The 16,176-nt window shown below is 38.2% G+C and carries 17 protein-coding genes; 7 read left to right on the top strand and 10 right to left on the bottom strand.

The window, feature by feature from the left end; all coding sequences use genetic code 11:
* Window positions 1-442 precede the first annotated feature (442 nt).
* The 3 genes from QQL36_RS04700 to rhuM form a co-directional block, all read right to left on the bottom strand.
* Window positions 443-1,798 carry a hypothetical protein gene (locus QQL36_RS04700; protein ID WP_321569126.1) on the bottom strand — a complete coding sequence of 452 codons (1,356 nt, stop codon included), beginning with the start codon at window positions 1,796-1,798 and terminating at the stop codon, window positions 443-445.
* 744 nt (window positions 1,799-2,542) lie between these two features.
* Window positions 2,543-3,058, bottom strand: coding sequence for a hypothetical protein (locus QQL36_RS04695; RefSeq protein WP_321569125.1), 516 nt, complete (start codon window positions 3,056-3,058; stop codon window positions 2,543-2,545).
* 161 nt (window positions 3,059-3,219) lie between these two features.
* A complete protein-coding gene (gene rhuM / locus QQL36_RS04690; protein WP_321570540.1) occupies window positions 3,220-3,480 on the bottom strand; it encodes a RhuM family protein in 261 nt (86 codons plus the stop codon).
* 657 nt (window positions 3,481-4,137) lie between these two features.
* Between rhuM and QQL36_RS04685 the strand changes: the two genes are divergently transcribed.
* Window positions 4,138-4,644: a hypothetical protein gene (locus QQL36_RS04685; RefSeq protein ID WP_321569124.1), complete on the top strand. Its 507-nt coding sequence runs from the start codon at window positions 4,138-4,140 to the stop codon at window positions 4,642-4,644.
* A 55-nt stretch (window positions 4,645-4,699) separates the two neighbouring features.
* Window positions 4,700-5,494, top strand: a complete 795-nt coding sequence (locus QQL36_RS04680; protein ID WP_321569123.1) for a T9SS type A sorting domain-containing protein — start codon at window positions 4,700-4,702, stop codon at window positions 5,492-5,494.
* A 280-nt stretch (window positions 5,495-5,774) separates the two neighbouring features.
* Here the strand turns inward: QQL36_RS04680 and QQL36_RS04675 are convergent, their stop codons facing one another.
* The gene (locus QQL36_RS04675) at window positions 5,775-6,572 is read right to left on the bottom strand and encodes an SDR family oxidoreductase (RefSeq protein ID WP_321569122.1); all 798 of its coding nucleotides are present in this window, start codon (window positions 6,570-6,572) and stop codon (window positions 5,775-5,777) included.
* Window positions 6,573-6,724: 152 nt separating this feature from the next.
* Between QQL36_RS04675 and QQL36_RS04670 the strand changes: the two genes are divergently transcribed.
* Window positions 6,725-7,099 (top strand): winged helix-turn-helix transcriptional regulator, encoded by a 375-nt coding sequence (locus QQL36_RS04670; RefSeq protein ID WP_083722602.1) that lies wholly within the window; start codon window positions 6,725-6,727, stop codon window positions 7,097-7,099.
* Between the two features lie 74 nt (window positions 7,100-7,173).
* On the opposite strand, the gene QQL36_RS04665 is transcribed toward QQL36_RS04670, so the two are convergent.
* Window positions 7,174-7,872, bottom strand: coding sequence for a response regulator transcription factor (locus QQL36_RS04665; protein ID WP_321569121.1), 699 nt, complete (start codon window positions 7,870-7,872; stop codon window positions 7,174-7,176).
* A gap of 10 nt (window positions 7,873-7,882) precedes the next feature.
* Window positions 7,883-8,965: a sensor histidine kinase gene (locus tag QQL36_RS04660; RefSeq protein WP_321569120.1), complete on the bottom strand. Its 1,083-nt coding sequence runs from the start codon at window positions 8,963-8,965 to the stop codon at window positions 7,883-7,885.
* A gap of 263 nt (window positions 8,966-9,228) precedes the next feature.
* Between QQL36_RS04660 and QQL36_RS04655 the strand changes: the two genes are divergently transcribed.
* Window positions 9,229-10,425 carry a serine hydrolase domain-containing protein gene (locus QQL36_RS04655; RefSeq protein WP_321569119.1) on the top strand — a complete coding sequence of 399 codons (1,197 nt, stop codon included), beginning with the start codon at window positions 9,229-9,231 and terminating at the stop codon, window positions 10,423-10,425.
* A 299-nt stretch (window positions 10,426-10,724) separates the two neighbouring features.
* A complete protein-coding gene (locus QQL36_RS04650; RefSeq protein ID WP_321569118.1) occupies window positions 10,725-11,495 on the top strand; it encodes an alpha/beta hydrolase in 771 nt (256 codons plus the stop codon).
* A 189-nt stretch (window positions 11,496-11,684) separates the two neighbouring features.
* Here the strand turns inward: QQL36_RS04650 and QQL36_RS04645 are convergent, their stop codons facing one another.
* Both QQL36_RS04645 and QQL36_RS04640 read right to left on the bottom strand, forming a co-directional pair.
* On the bottom strand, window positions 11,685-12,488 hold the full coding sequence (locus tag QQL36_RS04645; protein ID WP_321569117.1) for a DUF5984 family protein: 804 nt from the start codon (window positions 12,486-12,488) through the stop codon (window positions 11,685-11,687).
* A gap of 574 nt (window positions 12,489-13,062) precedes the next feature.
* Entirely contained in the window at window positions 13,063-13,374 is a 312-nt protein-coding gene (locus QQL36_RS04640; protein WP_083722616.1) for a hypothetical protein, read from the bottom strand.
* A gap of 149 nt (window positions 13,375-13,523) precedes the next feature.
* Between QQL36_RS04640 and QQL36_RS04635 the strand changes: the two genes are divergently transcribed.
* Together QQL36_RS04635 and QQL36_RS04630 are read left to right on the top strand one after the other, a co-directional pair.
* Entirely contained in the window at window positions 13,524-13,658 is a 135-nt protein-coding gene (locus QQL36_RS04635; RefSeq protein WP_255373866.1) for a hypothetical protein, read from the top strand.
* Window positions 13,659-13,978: 320 nt separating this feature from the next.
* Window positions 13,979-14,698 carry a hypothetical protein gene (locus QQL36_RS04630; protein ID WP_321569116.1) on the top strand — a complete coding sequence of 240 codons (720 nt, stop codon included), beginning with the start codon at window positions 13,979-13,981 and terminating at the stop codon, window positions 14,696-14,698.
* 166 nt (window positions 14,699-14,864) lie between these two features.
* Here QQL36_RS04630 and QQL36_RS04625 read toward each other — a convergent pair whose 3' ends face one another.
* Complete coding sequence (locus QQL36_RS04625) at window positions 14,865-15,446, bottom strand: hypothetical protein (protein WP_321569115.1); 582 nt, start codon at window positions 15,444-15,446, stop codon at window positions 14,865-14,867.
* Window positions 15,447-15,575: 129 nt separating this feature from the next.
* Window positions 15,576-16,130, bottom strand: a complete 555-nt coding sequence (locus QQL36_RS04620; protein WP_321569114.1) for an HAD family hydrolase — start codon at window positions 16,128-16,130, stop codon at window positions 15,576-15,578.
* Between the last annotated feature and the right edge of the window lie 46 nt (window positions 16,131-16,176).

Below are 16,176 nucleotides of genomic sequence, written 5' to 3'. Positions count from 1 at the left end.
ACAGATTACGGTTTTACCTGGACGATTCACTTATTTTGCTGAATGATTACTGGTGTTCAAGTCACCACCAACGGCATCAATCGTTTCCATAAGGTAAACAATATCGGCACCCATAAAAACAGTTAACAAACAATCAACGTCAAATTTTAATGTAATTATTTGTCACCTTATGCCATTTTGTTCGAAGTATTGCAAAACTCTACGTAAATCCTCAATAAAATCGTTCGAAATTCTTCCAGTCGTCCCGACATAAAACCGGAAGAAAGGAGATCAATTGGTCTCCTTTCTTCCGGTTTTGTTCTATCAAAGAATATCAAGTTATTATGTGAGTTATTCCCTGAGTAAAATTTATACTTAAATTAACTCGCGGAATAACTCATAAATATATGATTATCAAATTAATGCGTTATGTCATTTTGAAGAATGAAACCGCCTTTTCAATTTATGGTTTCATCCATACCATTCGCCAGTTCGTATCCTTCCCTCTCTGCTCTAGTTTCACTATTACATACATTCCTGTTTCTTTTCTATAATCACTAGCTGCATAAGCCCCCATATTATGTACCCGCTTTTCATCCGGTTCTCCAAAAAGAGAAGTCACCTTCGGCACTTCATCCTTCCCGCTCAGGGTGTAATAATATCCATTCCAATCATCCATCGTGGTTACTCTATGTACTCTTTTCCCTGATTGTACACGCTCTACATTATCAGCATCATCATTTAAAAGCAGGTAATTATTTCCGCCCGCACTCAGATAACCAGCTAGTTCTGGCAATGGGAAATCTTTCCCCAGCTTGGGCCAGAAATTCCTGGGGACAGTATAATTTGCTATTTCCTGCGTGCCATCTTTTGATATAAGACTCACGGAAAAGTCTCCATAATGTGAATGACTGGAATTAACGATAGGACCATTATTTGTAAAAAACTCATATTCTTCATACAGAATAGTAAAGGAGCCATCTTCATTTGGAAAAATATTCCTTGGGAGATCGTTCCGCTCCTTATTCAGCTTCATCTTTGTAATAGCAGTCTTACTATAAGGATCTACTACCGTTGAGGTATATCCTTCCTTATCCACCTTTTCTACAACCAACATCTTTTTCGACAATGCATTATAACTCGCTATCGAAAAAGAAGAGGCTCTTTTGGAAGTGCCCAGTTTATCTATTTCCAGCGTCGTATCACCTGTAGTAAGTGTACCATATATCAACTCACACTCTTTGCCACCTGAGGATGATGTATTATAACCATAAGCCAGTATCCCTAGCTTATTCTTCTCCATAGGGGCCATACCTAAGTATTGCATATACTTATACCTCTCCTCCGGAGATTTGTAAAATGCATGGCTCAGCTCCTTGTTATCTATACCATATATAGAAACAACAATACGCTTGCTTCTGTCTGGCTGAAAACTATTCATGGCCACTACCGCATACCCATTCCCTTCCGGCATTTCTTCTGAAAAGAAATCTGGATCAGGCACATCGCCAAAGGCCACACCACCCAGTTTGAAATAAGAGACCTTCTCTAGCTCACCAATAATACGCTGGTCCTTTAAAGCCCCTGTATTACCATCAATGATCACTCTTTGCAACTTTAACTGGTGCTCTACCACGGCACTCACCAATAGAATGACATCTCCATTCATATCATATAGGCCTTTGATCTTAAAGCTGGATGCCTTGCCAAGACGGGGAGATAATTTCTTGTTAGCTTTTACCGTAAACTTTGAAGAGTAAATTCTAACGACCAATGATTCTTTACTCAGACAGAGATAAAACGTCTGGCCATTTTTCATAAGTAACACTCTTTGTATGCCAGGATTATCGTCGTTCGAAAATATTGGCCCCTGAGAGGTAACTTTTATTTGCCCAAAGGCAACCAAGCCCAGAATCAAAAATACAGGGATCAGAAACAAACATTTCATAGATGGAATATTGAGGGTTGAAAGATACAGTTAAAAAGCTAATTAGCAATAAGTTGTATTGTGTTTAAAATCAATTTATAAATTATAATAAGTTGTAGTCAGCCTCTCTTTTCCATGTGCTTTATAGTATTGCTCAAATCTTCGATAAAAAAGTTCGAACAGTGTCGGGTCGCCCCGACTTGGCTGAACAGAGTAGTAGAAATACTACTCTGTCTTTTTTTATATCCCCTGAAATCTCATTCAGGCTTGCGATGAGCGTAAAGAGACTGTTAACATTCTCAGTTCAAATGCCCTATTTTACAAACTATAGAAAATTCCCTCCGGAAATACGATATTTTGAAGCTGTTCATTAGTCTTTGCTGGCACACCATACAGCAGAGAGATGTAGCGATAAGTCTATTGCTAAATCCATCTGTTCAGGAAAATTCGAACTGACTTTCTGGGAATAGTCCAATCCAATCTTAATCTCAGCTTTCTTTTCTGAATGTACTTTGCTTCAGTTTCTGGAAAGTTTCAGCATCTATCTCTAAAACATAAATTCCTCATTAAGAGTGTTTGGTTGTTGTTCTTACTTTAGAATTTCCCCAGTTCGTCTTTTTCGGGAATTGTATTTTTTCAGCGTTTCTTTATCAACCTATTCAGATGATCAGCTGCCATTTGTGGGAGATCACTTGCGGCATAGGGACTGTAAGGGGATGTGCCTTTCACTTTGTAGGCGATGAGCTTATTATTATCGAAATAATAGCGACCTTCAAATATCGTTTTTGTTTTGCTTAAATCTAGTCCGGTAGGTATTTGCAAGAAAGTATCAAATGTTTCATAAACAAAACACAATTTTCCTTTGTCGAAGTAATATTCATATTGATAATTCCCCCTGGATATACCAAGAAAGTAAACTATTTTTTTTACTTCTTTTCCTTTGAAATAGCCCGTTAGTTCTTCTCCTCCATCAGGAACCTCGCCGGGGTGATCTTCCAACAGGATTTCATTATCAAGATTGACTACCTTATAGGCAATATCTGTGTTGATGGCAGTATATGCAGCTCTGATAGCGGCTATTTTCGAGGATTGATTCTGGGCTTGTACAGATAAACAGGCTGTAAAGGAAATTAAATAGAAAATGTGTTTCATGCGTTATATATCATGAGCAAAATAATTTAATTATTCGGCTCAATTTACGGAAAAAATATGGCTGAATAACTCCTGGAGCCGGCTCATGACAAACAATAGGTGAAATAATTTTATTCAAGCAAAAAGGATCATTTTAGTCTTTTTTGCAGTATTGTCCGATTTTAATCAAATCCTTTATAAACAAGTTTGAAAAGTGTCTGGTCACCGACGAATTGTAAAAAGGCATCCAGCTTTTGGTTCCAACCAGCCATTTTCATTGGTAATTGCCTTGCTGCCTGATTTTCCGCATAATCCAGATACATATAAACAATTCTTTCCTGTTCCTTGATTTCTTTCTCTATCAAATAGTTTTTAGCGATGCCAATATAACTTTTCAATACTTTTACTTGTTGGAGAGTTTTTGAAAGTTTGTAATCCCATATACGAAATTGGGTGGCCTCATAGCTATTAACTCTGTAACCAACAGCAATGGCAAGATTATAAAAAAATCCAATTCTCTATTAACGTCTCTTGTCCCTTCTGTTAGAACTATCCGAATTTTTCGAATAGTTGCCCCTTCTTCCAGTTCTTTACTTTTAAATATTTCTTTTAGATGATAGTTAATTGTTTGAAATTCAATTGAAAATAGCTCGGACCCCCTTTTTGGGGTCAACCAAAAGGTATCATGTTTAATTCTTCAATGAAAGTGTTCGAAATGTGTCGGTTCACCCCGACAATGTACAAAATGGTAAAAGTCAGATAATGCTTCTTTATACCATTTTTTCAATATGCTTAAATTGGAATTTTCTGTACCATATTTTCTCAAATTAACTATATATTTTACCCTCAGGCTTCCAACATATTTTTTTAAGTAGAGTCGATTCGTAGTAATTCAATATGATTTCCCCGAATACCAATAAAAAGCTACAGCTCTAACATCATTCTTCATCGTAATAAAAAGATTAAAATCCCATATTATCCATCACAAATACTTCCCCATCCCCTACTATGACAAGTAGTTTTTCTAACACGAATTTGATTATAAACTTAATTCGTTAACTTAAGTAACCCGTTATCCCCAATAATTAAACCTTTATTCCATGTACAAATTCTACTTACCACTTATATTGTTACTGATAAGTACTAACTCTATACATGCCCAGGTATCAGTAAATGCAAGCATCGGTTTACACGACAGCATTTATACCACGCTTAAAAGCGCATTTGATGGCATCAATGCAGGAATTCACCAGGGGGTAATAAAAATATCCATCACAGGTGCTACGACGGAAACATCCACCGCTAAGCTCAATGCAAGTGAAGGCACTTCCAATTACATTACCGTACAGATACGGCCCTCTGCGGTTTGTTCTATTCGTGGTAACCTGCCGTCGGCCATGATTGACCTAAACGGTGCCGATAGCGTGATTATTGATGGAAGAATCCATGACACAGACACTGTAAGAAGCCTGACAATTACCAATATACATAGCAGCCTGACAGTACGCAGTTCTACTATCCGTTTTATAAATGGGGCCCAAAGGAATACGGTGCGCTATTGTAATATTGAGGGTTCCGGACAGACGAAAGAAAGCGGGAATAGTTAGCGGGGTGTTGTTAAACGGCTCATCTGGTGCAGGTTCTTTTACCGTTCAGAATAATATGATTAGTTTGTCTCCGACTAAGACGGAGGTCTATGGCATTAATCTGTTGCAAATTTCTACCGCTGTTTCATCTTATTATAATAGCATTTCGATTGGGGGCACTGCGGCCGGTAGTAACATTTCTGCTGCGTTCAGGAAATCAAGATTTACGGGTACGATTGTTACTTCTGTCAATAATATCTATTACAATACCAGGACAGGCGGCACCGGAAAACATTATGCTTTGGTGAATGAACGGCCTGTTCCTGCACAGGAATGGATATTATCTGACTATAATGATTTGTATAGTGTAAATCCGGCAACTGTGGGATTATGGTATAATAAACCACTCAGTTTCGCTGTATTTAAAGATAGCAGTAATATGGATATACATTCGATATCTGTTCCTGTATCTTTTGTAGATACGATAACTGCCGACCTGCATTTATTGACAGGAGACAGTGCATTAGTTGCGGGAACTTCTTCCACATCGGTTACAGATGATTATGATGGTGATGAGAGACATACGATTCCTACTATCGGCGCGGATGAACTGGAGGTGATGATGGCATTGCTGAAGGATGAAGGTAAAGAAACAGTTGTTATATATCCGAATCCCACACATGATTATCTAACGGTGAATATAGCCGACAATGCTTTATTGAGTGTTTATGACACGCAGGGAAAGAAGATTTTGGATAAGAAGGCAGTTTCGAAAACGGTGATAAATGTACAAAAATTGGTGCCTGGTATGTATTTACTGATGATAAGGTCTTCATCAGGAATATCGGCGAAGTGGTTTATAAAGCAATAAACTTATTGGAAACGAATGTGCACACCAACTACCCGTTTATATGTATCTAATGGAAAAACCTGATGGTAATTATACCCCCAATATCATCAGTGTCGGAGATGCCGAAGGATGTAGCGTTTAATAATAGTAAAATAAGACTGGTAGCTAAGTTTAGCCACCGGTCTTATTTGCAAATAACTTCCCTTACTATCTTCTCCCTGATTAATTAATGCGCCCTGTGTAACTCAGTTTACAATGACACCGAATAGTAACTCGTTGGGTCAAATCGAAAACAACACCATCATTTCACCACCGGGAAATTCCCTCCATCAATAATTAAATTCGCTCCGCTGATATAAGAAGCCGCAGGTGAAACAAGGAAGTAGATCAGCTCCGCCGTTTCCTCTGGCGCTGCCATTCTTCCCATTGGTACACCCCCTAACCTTTCAAAAAGTTTCCCCGTCATTTCCTCCACACTGATGTTGCTTTGTTTTGCATAATCTTCCAAAAAGGAAGTCATCGCCTCCGTTTTATTTAAACCGGGAGATACAGTTACTACCCTTACCCCTTTACCAGCTACCTCTGTTGCCAATGCTTTACTATAAGTATTCAATGCAGACTTTGCAACACTATAAGCCATCGTCGACTCCCATATTGGAAACTGGCTGCTGGTAGAGGATATGTGAATGATCACACCACTCTTTTGCGCCAGCATTGTAGGTAACAAAGCCCGGTCCAGCCGAACGGAAGCAAGCAAATTTACCTGCAGGGCCTGGTCCCAATGTTCATCCGTCAAGGTACTAAAGCCCCCACCCGGATACACGTTTGCCCCCATGTTATTGATGATGATATCTATCCGCCCAAATTGTTGATTAATAATATCTGCTACTTTGCTGACCTCTTCAGCCCGCGATAGGTCTGCCGCTATAAATGTATATGTTACATCGGGATCTTCCGGTTGGTTACGGGCTGTGACGATAACAGTTGCACCTGCCTGCTCTAGTCTTTTAACCACCGCTTTTCCAATTCCTTTTGTGCCGCCGGTTACCAGTGCTATTTTACCCGCTAATACCGCATCTATTGTTGGTTTACTTTTCATGCTATTTTTTTTTAATTCCCTTATCGTTAGCTTTGATTTAAATTAGTTCCATAAAGTAACTAAAACGGTTGCTTCTATTCATTCTCACAACGTGAATAGGTGGTAACGCTCATGTAACTAAAAGGCCAAAAGTGGTAACATTCATGTAACCAATGAAGAAATTTAAAGAACATACATCAACCTGCCCGATCGTTCACACGATGACCTATATTGGCGGAAAGTGGAAGCCAATTATTCTGGGCCGGCTGGTAAATGGTGCTGTTCGTTTTGGAAAGCTGGCAGTACAAATACCAGATATATCGCGCAAGATATTGACTGAACAACTCAAGGAATTAGAGAATGACGGATTAATTTTGAGGCATAGCTATAACGAAAAACCACCGCGTGTCGAATATGAGCTAAGCGAGATCGGCAAAACAGTTATTCCAGTTTTAATGGCTATGACAGAATTAGGTGGGCAAATGCATGATGCGATTACCAAATATAAGAATAGTATTAAAATGCATCAAAAGTCGATCCAGGCTTAAACCAATGTACGGTGTGGGCTAGATCTTAATGCCATTCAAATTGATGTACCGTTTTCCTGCATACAGGATATGTATTACGCCAACATTTTTGATACATATTCTTTATAGCTCGCCCCAATAGGTATTTCAGTTCCGCCAACCTCGATATCGTTCGCGGTAAAAGCAGTAATTTTATTTATGTTCACCAGGAAGGAACGGTGAATACGAAGGAAGGGTTTGCCTGTCAATTCCTTTTCAAAATCCCCAAATTTATATTTGGCTGTAATTTTTTTATCTGCAAAATGAATGACTATATAATCCTTTATACTTTCCACATAAATAATCTCATCGATCTGGATTCTATGGATCTTACCTTTAGACCGGATATGCATAACCAGTTCCTTGTCTCCAATTACAGGTGCTGGTTGCTGCACGGGGGATTTTATTCTTAAAAAGCGGTCAATCGCCTTGATGAACCTTTCGAAGGTGATAGGCTTCAATAGATAATCTACCAGATCCAGCTCATACCCTTCAACTGCATATTCACGGTACGCAGTCGTAATTATTACGGCAGGAGGATGCTGCAAAGCTCTGAGAAATGAAAGTCCTGTTATCTTTGGCATCTTTATATCGAGAAAAAGCAGGTCGATAGTGGTCGACCTTAATACCTCCATAGCCTGCACTGCATTAGAACAGGTGCCCACTACTTCAAAACCATCCAGCTGCGAAATATGGTTCTGGATTAATTGTATGGCCAATGGCTCGTCATCAACTACAAGGCACTTTATTTTCATACGGTCATTTTTATTGTACTTCATTACCATTGAGATGAATACCCAATAAAACTACGTAAATATTATCATCGGTATTTACCTGTAGTTGATACCTGTCTCCATAAAGTAAATCAAGCTGTTTCCGGATATTAATCAGCCCGATCCTATCTGTTTTATTTTCGCCAGGCTCCGGTAAAAAGCCATTGGAAACCCTGAAATAAAAATTTCCTCCCTGTAAACTAAGATCTATATCAATAACAGGGTGCCCTATATTTTCTCCTGCTCCATGCTTAAAGGAGTTTTCTACAAGTGATAACAACACCAGGGGTACGACCATTGCATCTTCATCTATTGAATACTTAAAATTTACCTGAAGACGGTCATTATACCTTAATTTTTCAAGGTCAATGTAGTTATTGATAAGCCTGATCTCTTCACTTATGGGAACATACTTCTTATTACATTTATACAGTACGTGGTCAAGTATTTCTGAAAGGCCGGCAATAGATTTCGAAGTGACGGGAGAATTTATCAGGGACAGGGAGTAAATATTATTCAATGTATTGAATAGGAAATGCGGATTGAGTTGAGCTTTTAACACATTTAATTCAGACTGTACCTTTTCCTTTTCCAAAACCAGGCTGCGTTGCTGCACAATGTATTGATCTTTGATCAATTTCATCAGGGCAAACACCCACGCTGCGGAAAAGGTCTGTGCAAAATAATGCACAAACAACTTCGGAAAATCCGTCATGATATCCCAAAGTGACTCCTGCCCAAAAGGCGGTACCCTGATTAGCGGCTCTAGCAAATAAACCACCGTGGCCCTGGAAGCAACACATATAATATAACTGCCCGCCAGAAAAAAAATCAATATCGATAAATAACTCCTACCAGCAATGAATGCAGGTATAATCAGATAAGCTACAAAATAGGAAGACAGGATCATAAAAGACATGTAATAAACATGCCTGTAAAAGATATGCTCAGGCTCTTTATATTCAACCAAATCATACCTGTTGAGAAATATGATGGTGGCCGCCGTCCAGAATAGCAAATGGCTGAGGACGCGGTGTGCAGAATTAAACTTTACAATCCTTTCTATTAATGCCATGACAAACAAATGTTAATATACGACTGTTAGACTGTTTGATACCCTCCTGTCGATGAAACGGATGTTTTAGATGTTAATCACTTCAAAAATGCATATATAAACTGAATAACATCCGAAAATGTCTGTTTGTCATCTCATAACATTCCTACATCTATGCTATCATTTCTGTATTGGTTAGATATTTATCTTAAATAACCAATACCACTGCAATTGAGAAATGTATCATTTGAGCGGGATAAATATAATAGACAAAAAAACAAAAAATGAACACAGGGAAAACATTGATTGCATTAGTTCTTTTTTATATTCCAGCGCTGTTCACGCAGCAGGCTGCAGGACAGCAAAATGTAAAAGCAAGAGAACTGGATAGCATCATTATTAGCAACATGGATCAGTCTGGCATGGTGGGCGTTGGTGCTGCTGTAATCGTGAATAAGCAAGTGGTTTGGATGAAAGGCTACGGATATGCTGACCAGGAGAAGAAAATCCCCTTTACGCCAAATACAATCATGAACATCGCATCTATCTCGAAAACGTTTACCGGTGTATGTGTAATGAAAGCGCAGGAAGAAGGTAAATTATCCCTTGATGAGGATATCAACACCTATTTACCTTTCAAGGTCATCAACCCCAATTTTCCTGATGAAAAGATCACACTGAGACACCTGGGAACACATACCTCCGGCATTACTGATAGGGAGCCCATCTACAGCAATGCCTATCATTATGGAGGAGATAGTCCTGAGTCCCTGGGCGATTTCTTAAAAAACTATTTTGATCCGAAAGGTAAATATTATTCCAGCGGGAATTTTTTAAACCAAAGACCGGGCACCTATTGGGAATATTCAAATATTGCTACTGCATTGGCGGGGTATATTGTAGAACAGGTAACGGGAGAACCATTAAATGAATATAGTAAGAATCATATTTTTAAACCATTAGGGATGATGAATACCGGGTGGTTTCAAACAGAAATTGATCTGTCAAAATATTCCACGCATTATGACAAACAAGGCGACTCTTTAAAAGTGATTCCATTTTACGGACTTCCTACTTATCCAGATGGTGGGGTGCGCACCTCAGTATCCGAATTGTCACAATATTTTATTGCACTATTAAATGGTGGCGTATATAACGGTCATCACATGCTTAAGCAGTCAACTATAGAGCGGATGCAAAAATTGCAGTTTACAGCCATCAATAAACCTGAAAATATTAATCCACTGACCAAGAATGAGGGCCTATTCTGGACTACGAAAGATGGGGGCACGAAGATAGGTTATGGTGGAACAGATCCGGGTGTGAAGACAGAAATGCTATCAGATCTTTCCCGGGAAGTAGCGGTGATTCTTTTTACCAATACTTCTCTCAACAGGAAGGATCTGCTGAAATATTATTTTAAAGGAATTTTTGACGAACTTTTTAAATATGGGTATTTCGTCAGGGATAATAAAATATAGTTTGCATTATTCGACTTTTGAAACGTTTACTAAATTGCGTTGTAGATGAAAGGCTTGCTAACATAAAAGTTAGTCTATTGATGAATGTTCATCACCGGGGGCGGCTAAGTGTTGATCTATGGTTGTATAGGTTCCAATCCTGATATGGGCGTCTAAGAGTGGGCCTGTTTGCGATAAAATAAATTTTAACTGGTTTGATCGCTCCTGGAATGGGGTCTATCTGAGAAATGGTATTATACTTGCCATAGGAAATACTTTTCAGCGGGTTCTCCTGTTATCGCAAACTATTATGTTAAAAAATGGCTATTAAGCAAGAAGTGAAGAAGTCTATGACGCAAAGTGTGAAAGTGATTTTTTGGATTTTATGTATGTTCAGCAGCCTCCTGGCTGGGGCTCAACCTCCGGAGGATACAGCAAAAAGCGAACAAAAAACTGTTTACCTGTTTAGTGGTATAGGAGCAGACTCTAGTATATTTATGAACCTGAAACTTCCAGGATATCACATCGTCTACATAAACTGGATTCCTGCGTTGCCCACTGAATCAATCAGGCAATATGCAGGTAGGATAAAGAGCCAGATCACCGTTGAAAATCCGGATCTTATCGGACTTTCTTTTGGAGGCATCGTTGCTGTGGAAGTTTCAAAACAGATAAAGATTGATAAAATGGTGTTGATCTCTTCAGTCAAAACAAAGTATGAATTGAACAGGTTTCAGTACTTTTTCATGAAATTGGGATTATATCGAATCATTCCCGGTCCATTAATAAAACGTGCTAATTTTCTCTCCTATCGGTATTTTGGTGCCCAGTCCCCAAATGATAAAAAGACATTAACGAATTTATTGGCGCAAACAGATGTGTCTTTTTTTCGTTGGGCACTGAAAAGCATTGCTTATTGGGATAATAAAGTACCCCCGGAGAGAACTATTCAAATACACGGTACTGCCGATAGAGTAATAACCGGCAGGCTTGTGCATCCTGACTATCGCATTAAGGGTGGAGGGCATCTCATGGTTGTTAATAAAGCAGATACCATTAGTAAAATTATCACGAATTACCTGGATGAATAATACGCTCTCCATCCCGACTACAAGCTTTATGCACGTGCATGCCCGTTCATGATCGTGCACATAAGAACCCGGATATGGCTGCAGATACCGTGTTTTTAGATTGCATTTTTATCCCTACAGGGGATTAAGATCAACATGTAATCAATTATTTGATAACTGTTTGTTATTCTATTCTCGTAAATAGCTTCTTTAACTAAACATTTTCGTTATCAGAGAATTTATTAAATCCCAATCTGTGTGTTTAGTAGGCTCGCTTTTTAACACAGCCAACTTCTTTTGAAATTCATCCTTTCTTTCCTGCTGTTCTTGTATTAACCGCTCTTTATTAATATGTGTAGTGCCCCAATCTTTTTCTACTGCTATCTGAACCTGCGTATCCATTGCCTGAAAGAAGCGATTGCCAAAATCTTCTATCTCACTGACGAAAACTTCGTATTCCAATTCAACTTCTCCGTTTTGAGCGGTCCATACAGGAATATTATTCTCTGTTTGATGGTCTGCTTTCCAGACAATGGAAATATTATTCCTGTTTCTGAAAAAACTAATACCCGGTCCGCTTGTTAAGTGCATAGCGGTAAGTGTTCTGCTGTATATCCATTCGATCGTCTTATCATAGCGATCGTAATAGGTATCTATATCAATTGAAGGGTCTTCCGACAATTTATCTAACCATTTTTGGACTGCGCCATAAAACCTGTATAAATGATTATTATTCCTGGCAATCGCATAAAAGGCATCAGGAATAGGTTCAGCAATAGATTCAAATATGCTTGTCCAATCTTCGATCAATCGAACTATTTGGTACTCTACATAGTGAGAGGCATTCACATCGCCTGCCAATACTTCATTTGTATATTCGTAAAGAGTGGCTTTATTTAAATCAAGCCAATATTCACCATCCGTGAGTCCAAACCAATGCATGCTTGTATCTGGAGCATCGCCCCATGGAAAGATGTTGTCCGGATGTCTGAGTTTGAAATTAATGAGCGCCATAGATAATTAAAAAATAAAAGTATAGGCAAGGTAGTATAAAAAGTGATAAAGGGTATATTGTAGTATCAAAGAGTAGTATAATGGCCTTTGCGGAGAGATTGGATGAAGCTGGTATTGCATAAATAAAGAAGCCGCCTCCATTTATTTAGAGACAGCTTCCTCACAAATCCTATAAAAAACGCCAGCGTTTCAGTACAAGTTTTTCAGCCAGCTTATTTTTTCCAGCTACCAATCCAAATTGCTCTTTGTATGCAACCTTCCCACTCATATCAGTAATAGTTAAGGGTTGTTGTTTATTCTCCTTACTGTTAATTTATGTCAGGACCAGCAGAATCTGGTTAATGAAATTATGTAGTAAAAGTGGTAGCGTTATGAGAGGATTTACTGTATTTAAAAAACAGGTAAAAATACCTGGTAACGGAGGCATTGTTTCTCTTTAGACAATAGCAACAACCGTATTTAAAGGATGTTTTTGATGGCGATCATTAAATGAATAAGTATTATTCTTGATTGAGCTTTTTTTGTTTTGGTATTATTGCTGAGGCAGCAGGGATGATTTTTTTTGCACGGCTATCTATAGTTTTTCTTCAGCGTATTCTCTAAAGGTCTGAAGAAGGATTTTTCTCAGCTCCTCATCAGACTTACCTTTATTTTGCTTCTGGATATGCCAGAGCCAGGAACGGCTTTTATTAACATTATTCTTTTCCTGAAACCATGGATCAATACCTGGAAATATGTTGGGATTAGAGGCCAGATTAATACCCGACAAATACCCCTCAATATACATTGCCATTGTTTGAAAATTTGGTGATACGCCCATTACCATGGATGGCCTGCTCTCTAAAAGGGCAATGAGTTGTAAAACATCTGATCTGATATCCTTCATTCAATATTTCATTTTACGGTTATTAGGGATGTTATTTTGGGTATATCATCTACAATGCATTGTCCCAATTATCACTACGTACACGTTTCTCACTATTCAATTACTTTTGTTTAAGTACCCGCTGAAAATCATTTCCTTATGGAATCACCTTGCCAAAAGTAGGCAGGTATATCCTGCTGTTGAAGCCGGAAGACAATACCATTGTATTGTTGTCTTTGTCTTACATCGCATTGATTGAAGAAATGAATCCACCACCTGACAGGGGATTTGTGACCGGTAAGTGAGAAACAATAAAGCCCGTTGGAAGATTTTGTGATTCTATTTTTTAGAATTCTACCTGTGTTTTTTACGGGTGTCCAGTGTACAGCTAGCATAGGGGGAAGATACAATTTTCTTATAAAAATTGTCAAATTGGTAGAGAGTTATTGGCCAGATTGACTGGTAAAACCTTGCTTCAATTTAATGAGAATGGATGGAGGGGTGGGCTCATGCACAACACTACCTTCTGCCTGGTTCAAAATAGTGATGGAATCAATATAAATTTGTGATAGCATTTTTGTTTTTATAAGGTTACATTTGAGATAATAATAATTAATTCAATTGAATGGCAAATTGGGCATTTGAAATAGATTATGCTAATAATTTCATAGTTGGATTAACAGAAGTCCTTGTAGATAAAGGCTTTAGGATATGCTGTCTCTTCAATGACGGTCAACCCCTGTATCTATTTAGTTCTGAATATTTAATGACTACGCCTGATGAAAAGGTGAATGTACAAGCCCGTCAGTTAGTGCGGTTTATAGATGGATTGTCCTATTTAGTTTTTGAAAATAAGGAGAATGTGGATAAGGTCACCCTGACAACGGTGATTGATATGAATACATTGGGCACTGTAAATCTTCAACGGGTTAATAATATTCCTACAACCCTTAGTATTGATTTTTCTGTTTATAAACCAATGATAGAAGATGAAGAAAACCCAATGGCGCATCTTCTTAAATTAGTACCTTCTGAGGTTTTTATAAGAGATTTATTATTGGTGCTTAGTCATGGAATGGATTTTAATCGGATGCATCAGGCATTTGATCTTGTCAAATCAAAATTAGATGGGTTAGATTTCCCATTAGCAACATTGGTTCGTTTTTTAAAAACTGCCAGACGGGAGGATATTGAAAATCCAATGCCATTGAAGGAAGCACAGGAATTAATTTCAGATATAATTTTTGCAGTATTAGAAAAATATTATCGAATACATTTGAAGCATTGTGTGGTAAAAGATAGAAATGCTGAATGGGATGATATGTACGATAGCTTATATGATTGACAAATAATAAACCCAACCCGATGAAAAAGAAGTTTGACGCCTTGTAAAGCCAAAAACTTTACAAATGAAATGTCACAAATCCCTGAAGGAAACAATGGATCGCCGTACTTACAACCTTGTAAGCAAGTTGAACCTGTCTTAATAACAATGTATCCTTTTGCATGTACTAAGCGTTAAAAATTCCTGTAAGATTTTGGTTAAGCAATTGCCAATCACTCTCATTCGTTAAATCTAATGTAGCCTCATTAACGTCATCACTGCTGTGATGGAGTGATTGATAAAACCCGGTTTTCTCAGTTAGGTCAATATTTAGACTTATATCATAAGCTTCAGAAGACCATTCTGACTGAATCCCACCTAATGGAGTTGGATATAGATGAGGAAGGGGTAATGCCGGGTTGTAATTATTCTCAAACAATTCCGCGAACCAGTTTAAATCTTCCCTGTTCATTGCTACGCCTTCACCATTTAACCAGCCAGCTTCAAGATTAGCAAGTTCTTCAAGCCTGGAAGGAACATCTAAAGGATCAAGAAGAGATATATGATCAATGGATTCAAAGCTTACCAGTTTGTCATTTTTATCAAATGGCCAAGTCCTGAAATTAGAACCCGGGTTTTTCCATTTGGCGACCTCAATAATCAATTCTTCCAGAGCCGCAAAGTCTTCCAGTAAGTCTAACGGAATTGTATGGTCGTCAAAACGTTTACCAGTTAAACGTGGTGTTAGAAATTCATTGCTATAAACCATGTTTTTTTACACATCCTTGTTGGATTATATGAAGATACAAAGAGTTTTTGAGTGTAACAAGTTGTTGGTAATTAGTTGATTGTATGGTTGTTCGTATGATTGGGAATGTGTTAAGATGAATGTTTGAATTCAACAATTCAACATTCTATTCCTCCACCCTCTCTTTTCCACAGCGCGTATATTACTCACCTCCTTCAATGTTAAAAGATAATCATGCAAATATCTCAACTCATCATCCTCCCTATTCCCCTCAAATGGTTCTATATACACCGCATTCCCATAATTACTCCTTGCCTTCTCCGGCGAGTCATCCACAATAATTATCTGTTCTAATTTAAAGCCCTTATTCTTCACTTTCTCCAACTTCTTTTCGAAGTAATAATTATCCAAGGTAAAATCCCGTTTTATCGTACACCTGCTTCTCCCCCATACAATGAACCATTCAATTGCATCAGGCGTGATCGTTTTCACAATCTCTTCCACATATTCATCAGATGCAGAACTCCATACGCCTAATGTAAAATGTTGGGATATATTTAAAAGAAACTGCTCAAGCCCGGGACGTCTATACACATGATATAAATCAAACTGGAAATCCGGGGGTACAGCCAATGGCGAAGAAGTAGCATGTATCAATGTTTCGTCAAGATCAAGTACTAGCAGCTTGTCTGATTTGTCTGGCATAGGTTGTGCATTTACCAAATATACTTTAAAATTCACACAACCGGTT

Source organism: Chitinophaga sp. LS1 (genome assembly GCF_034274695.1).
In the GTDB taxonomy this organism is placed as follows: Bacteria; Bacteroidota; Bacteroidia; order Chitinophagales; family Chitinophagaceae; genus Chitinophaga.
The sequence above is the reverse complement of the archived record's forward strand: the minus strand, read 5'-3'. Positions and strand labels throughout refer to the sequence as shown.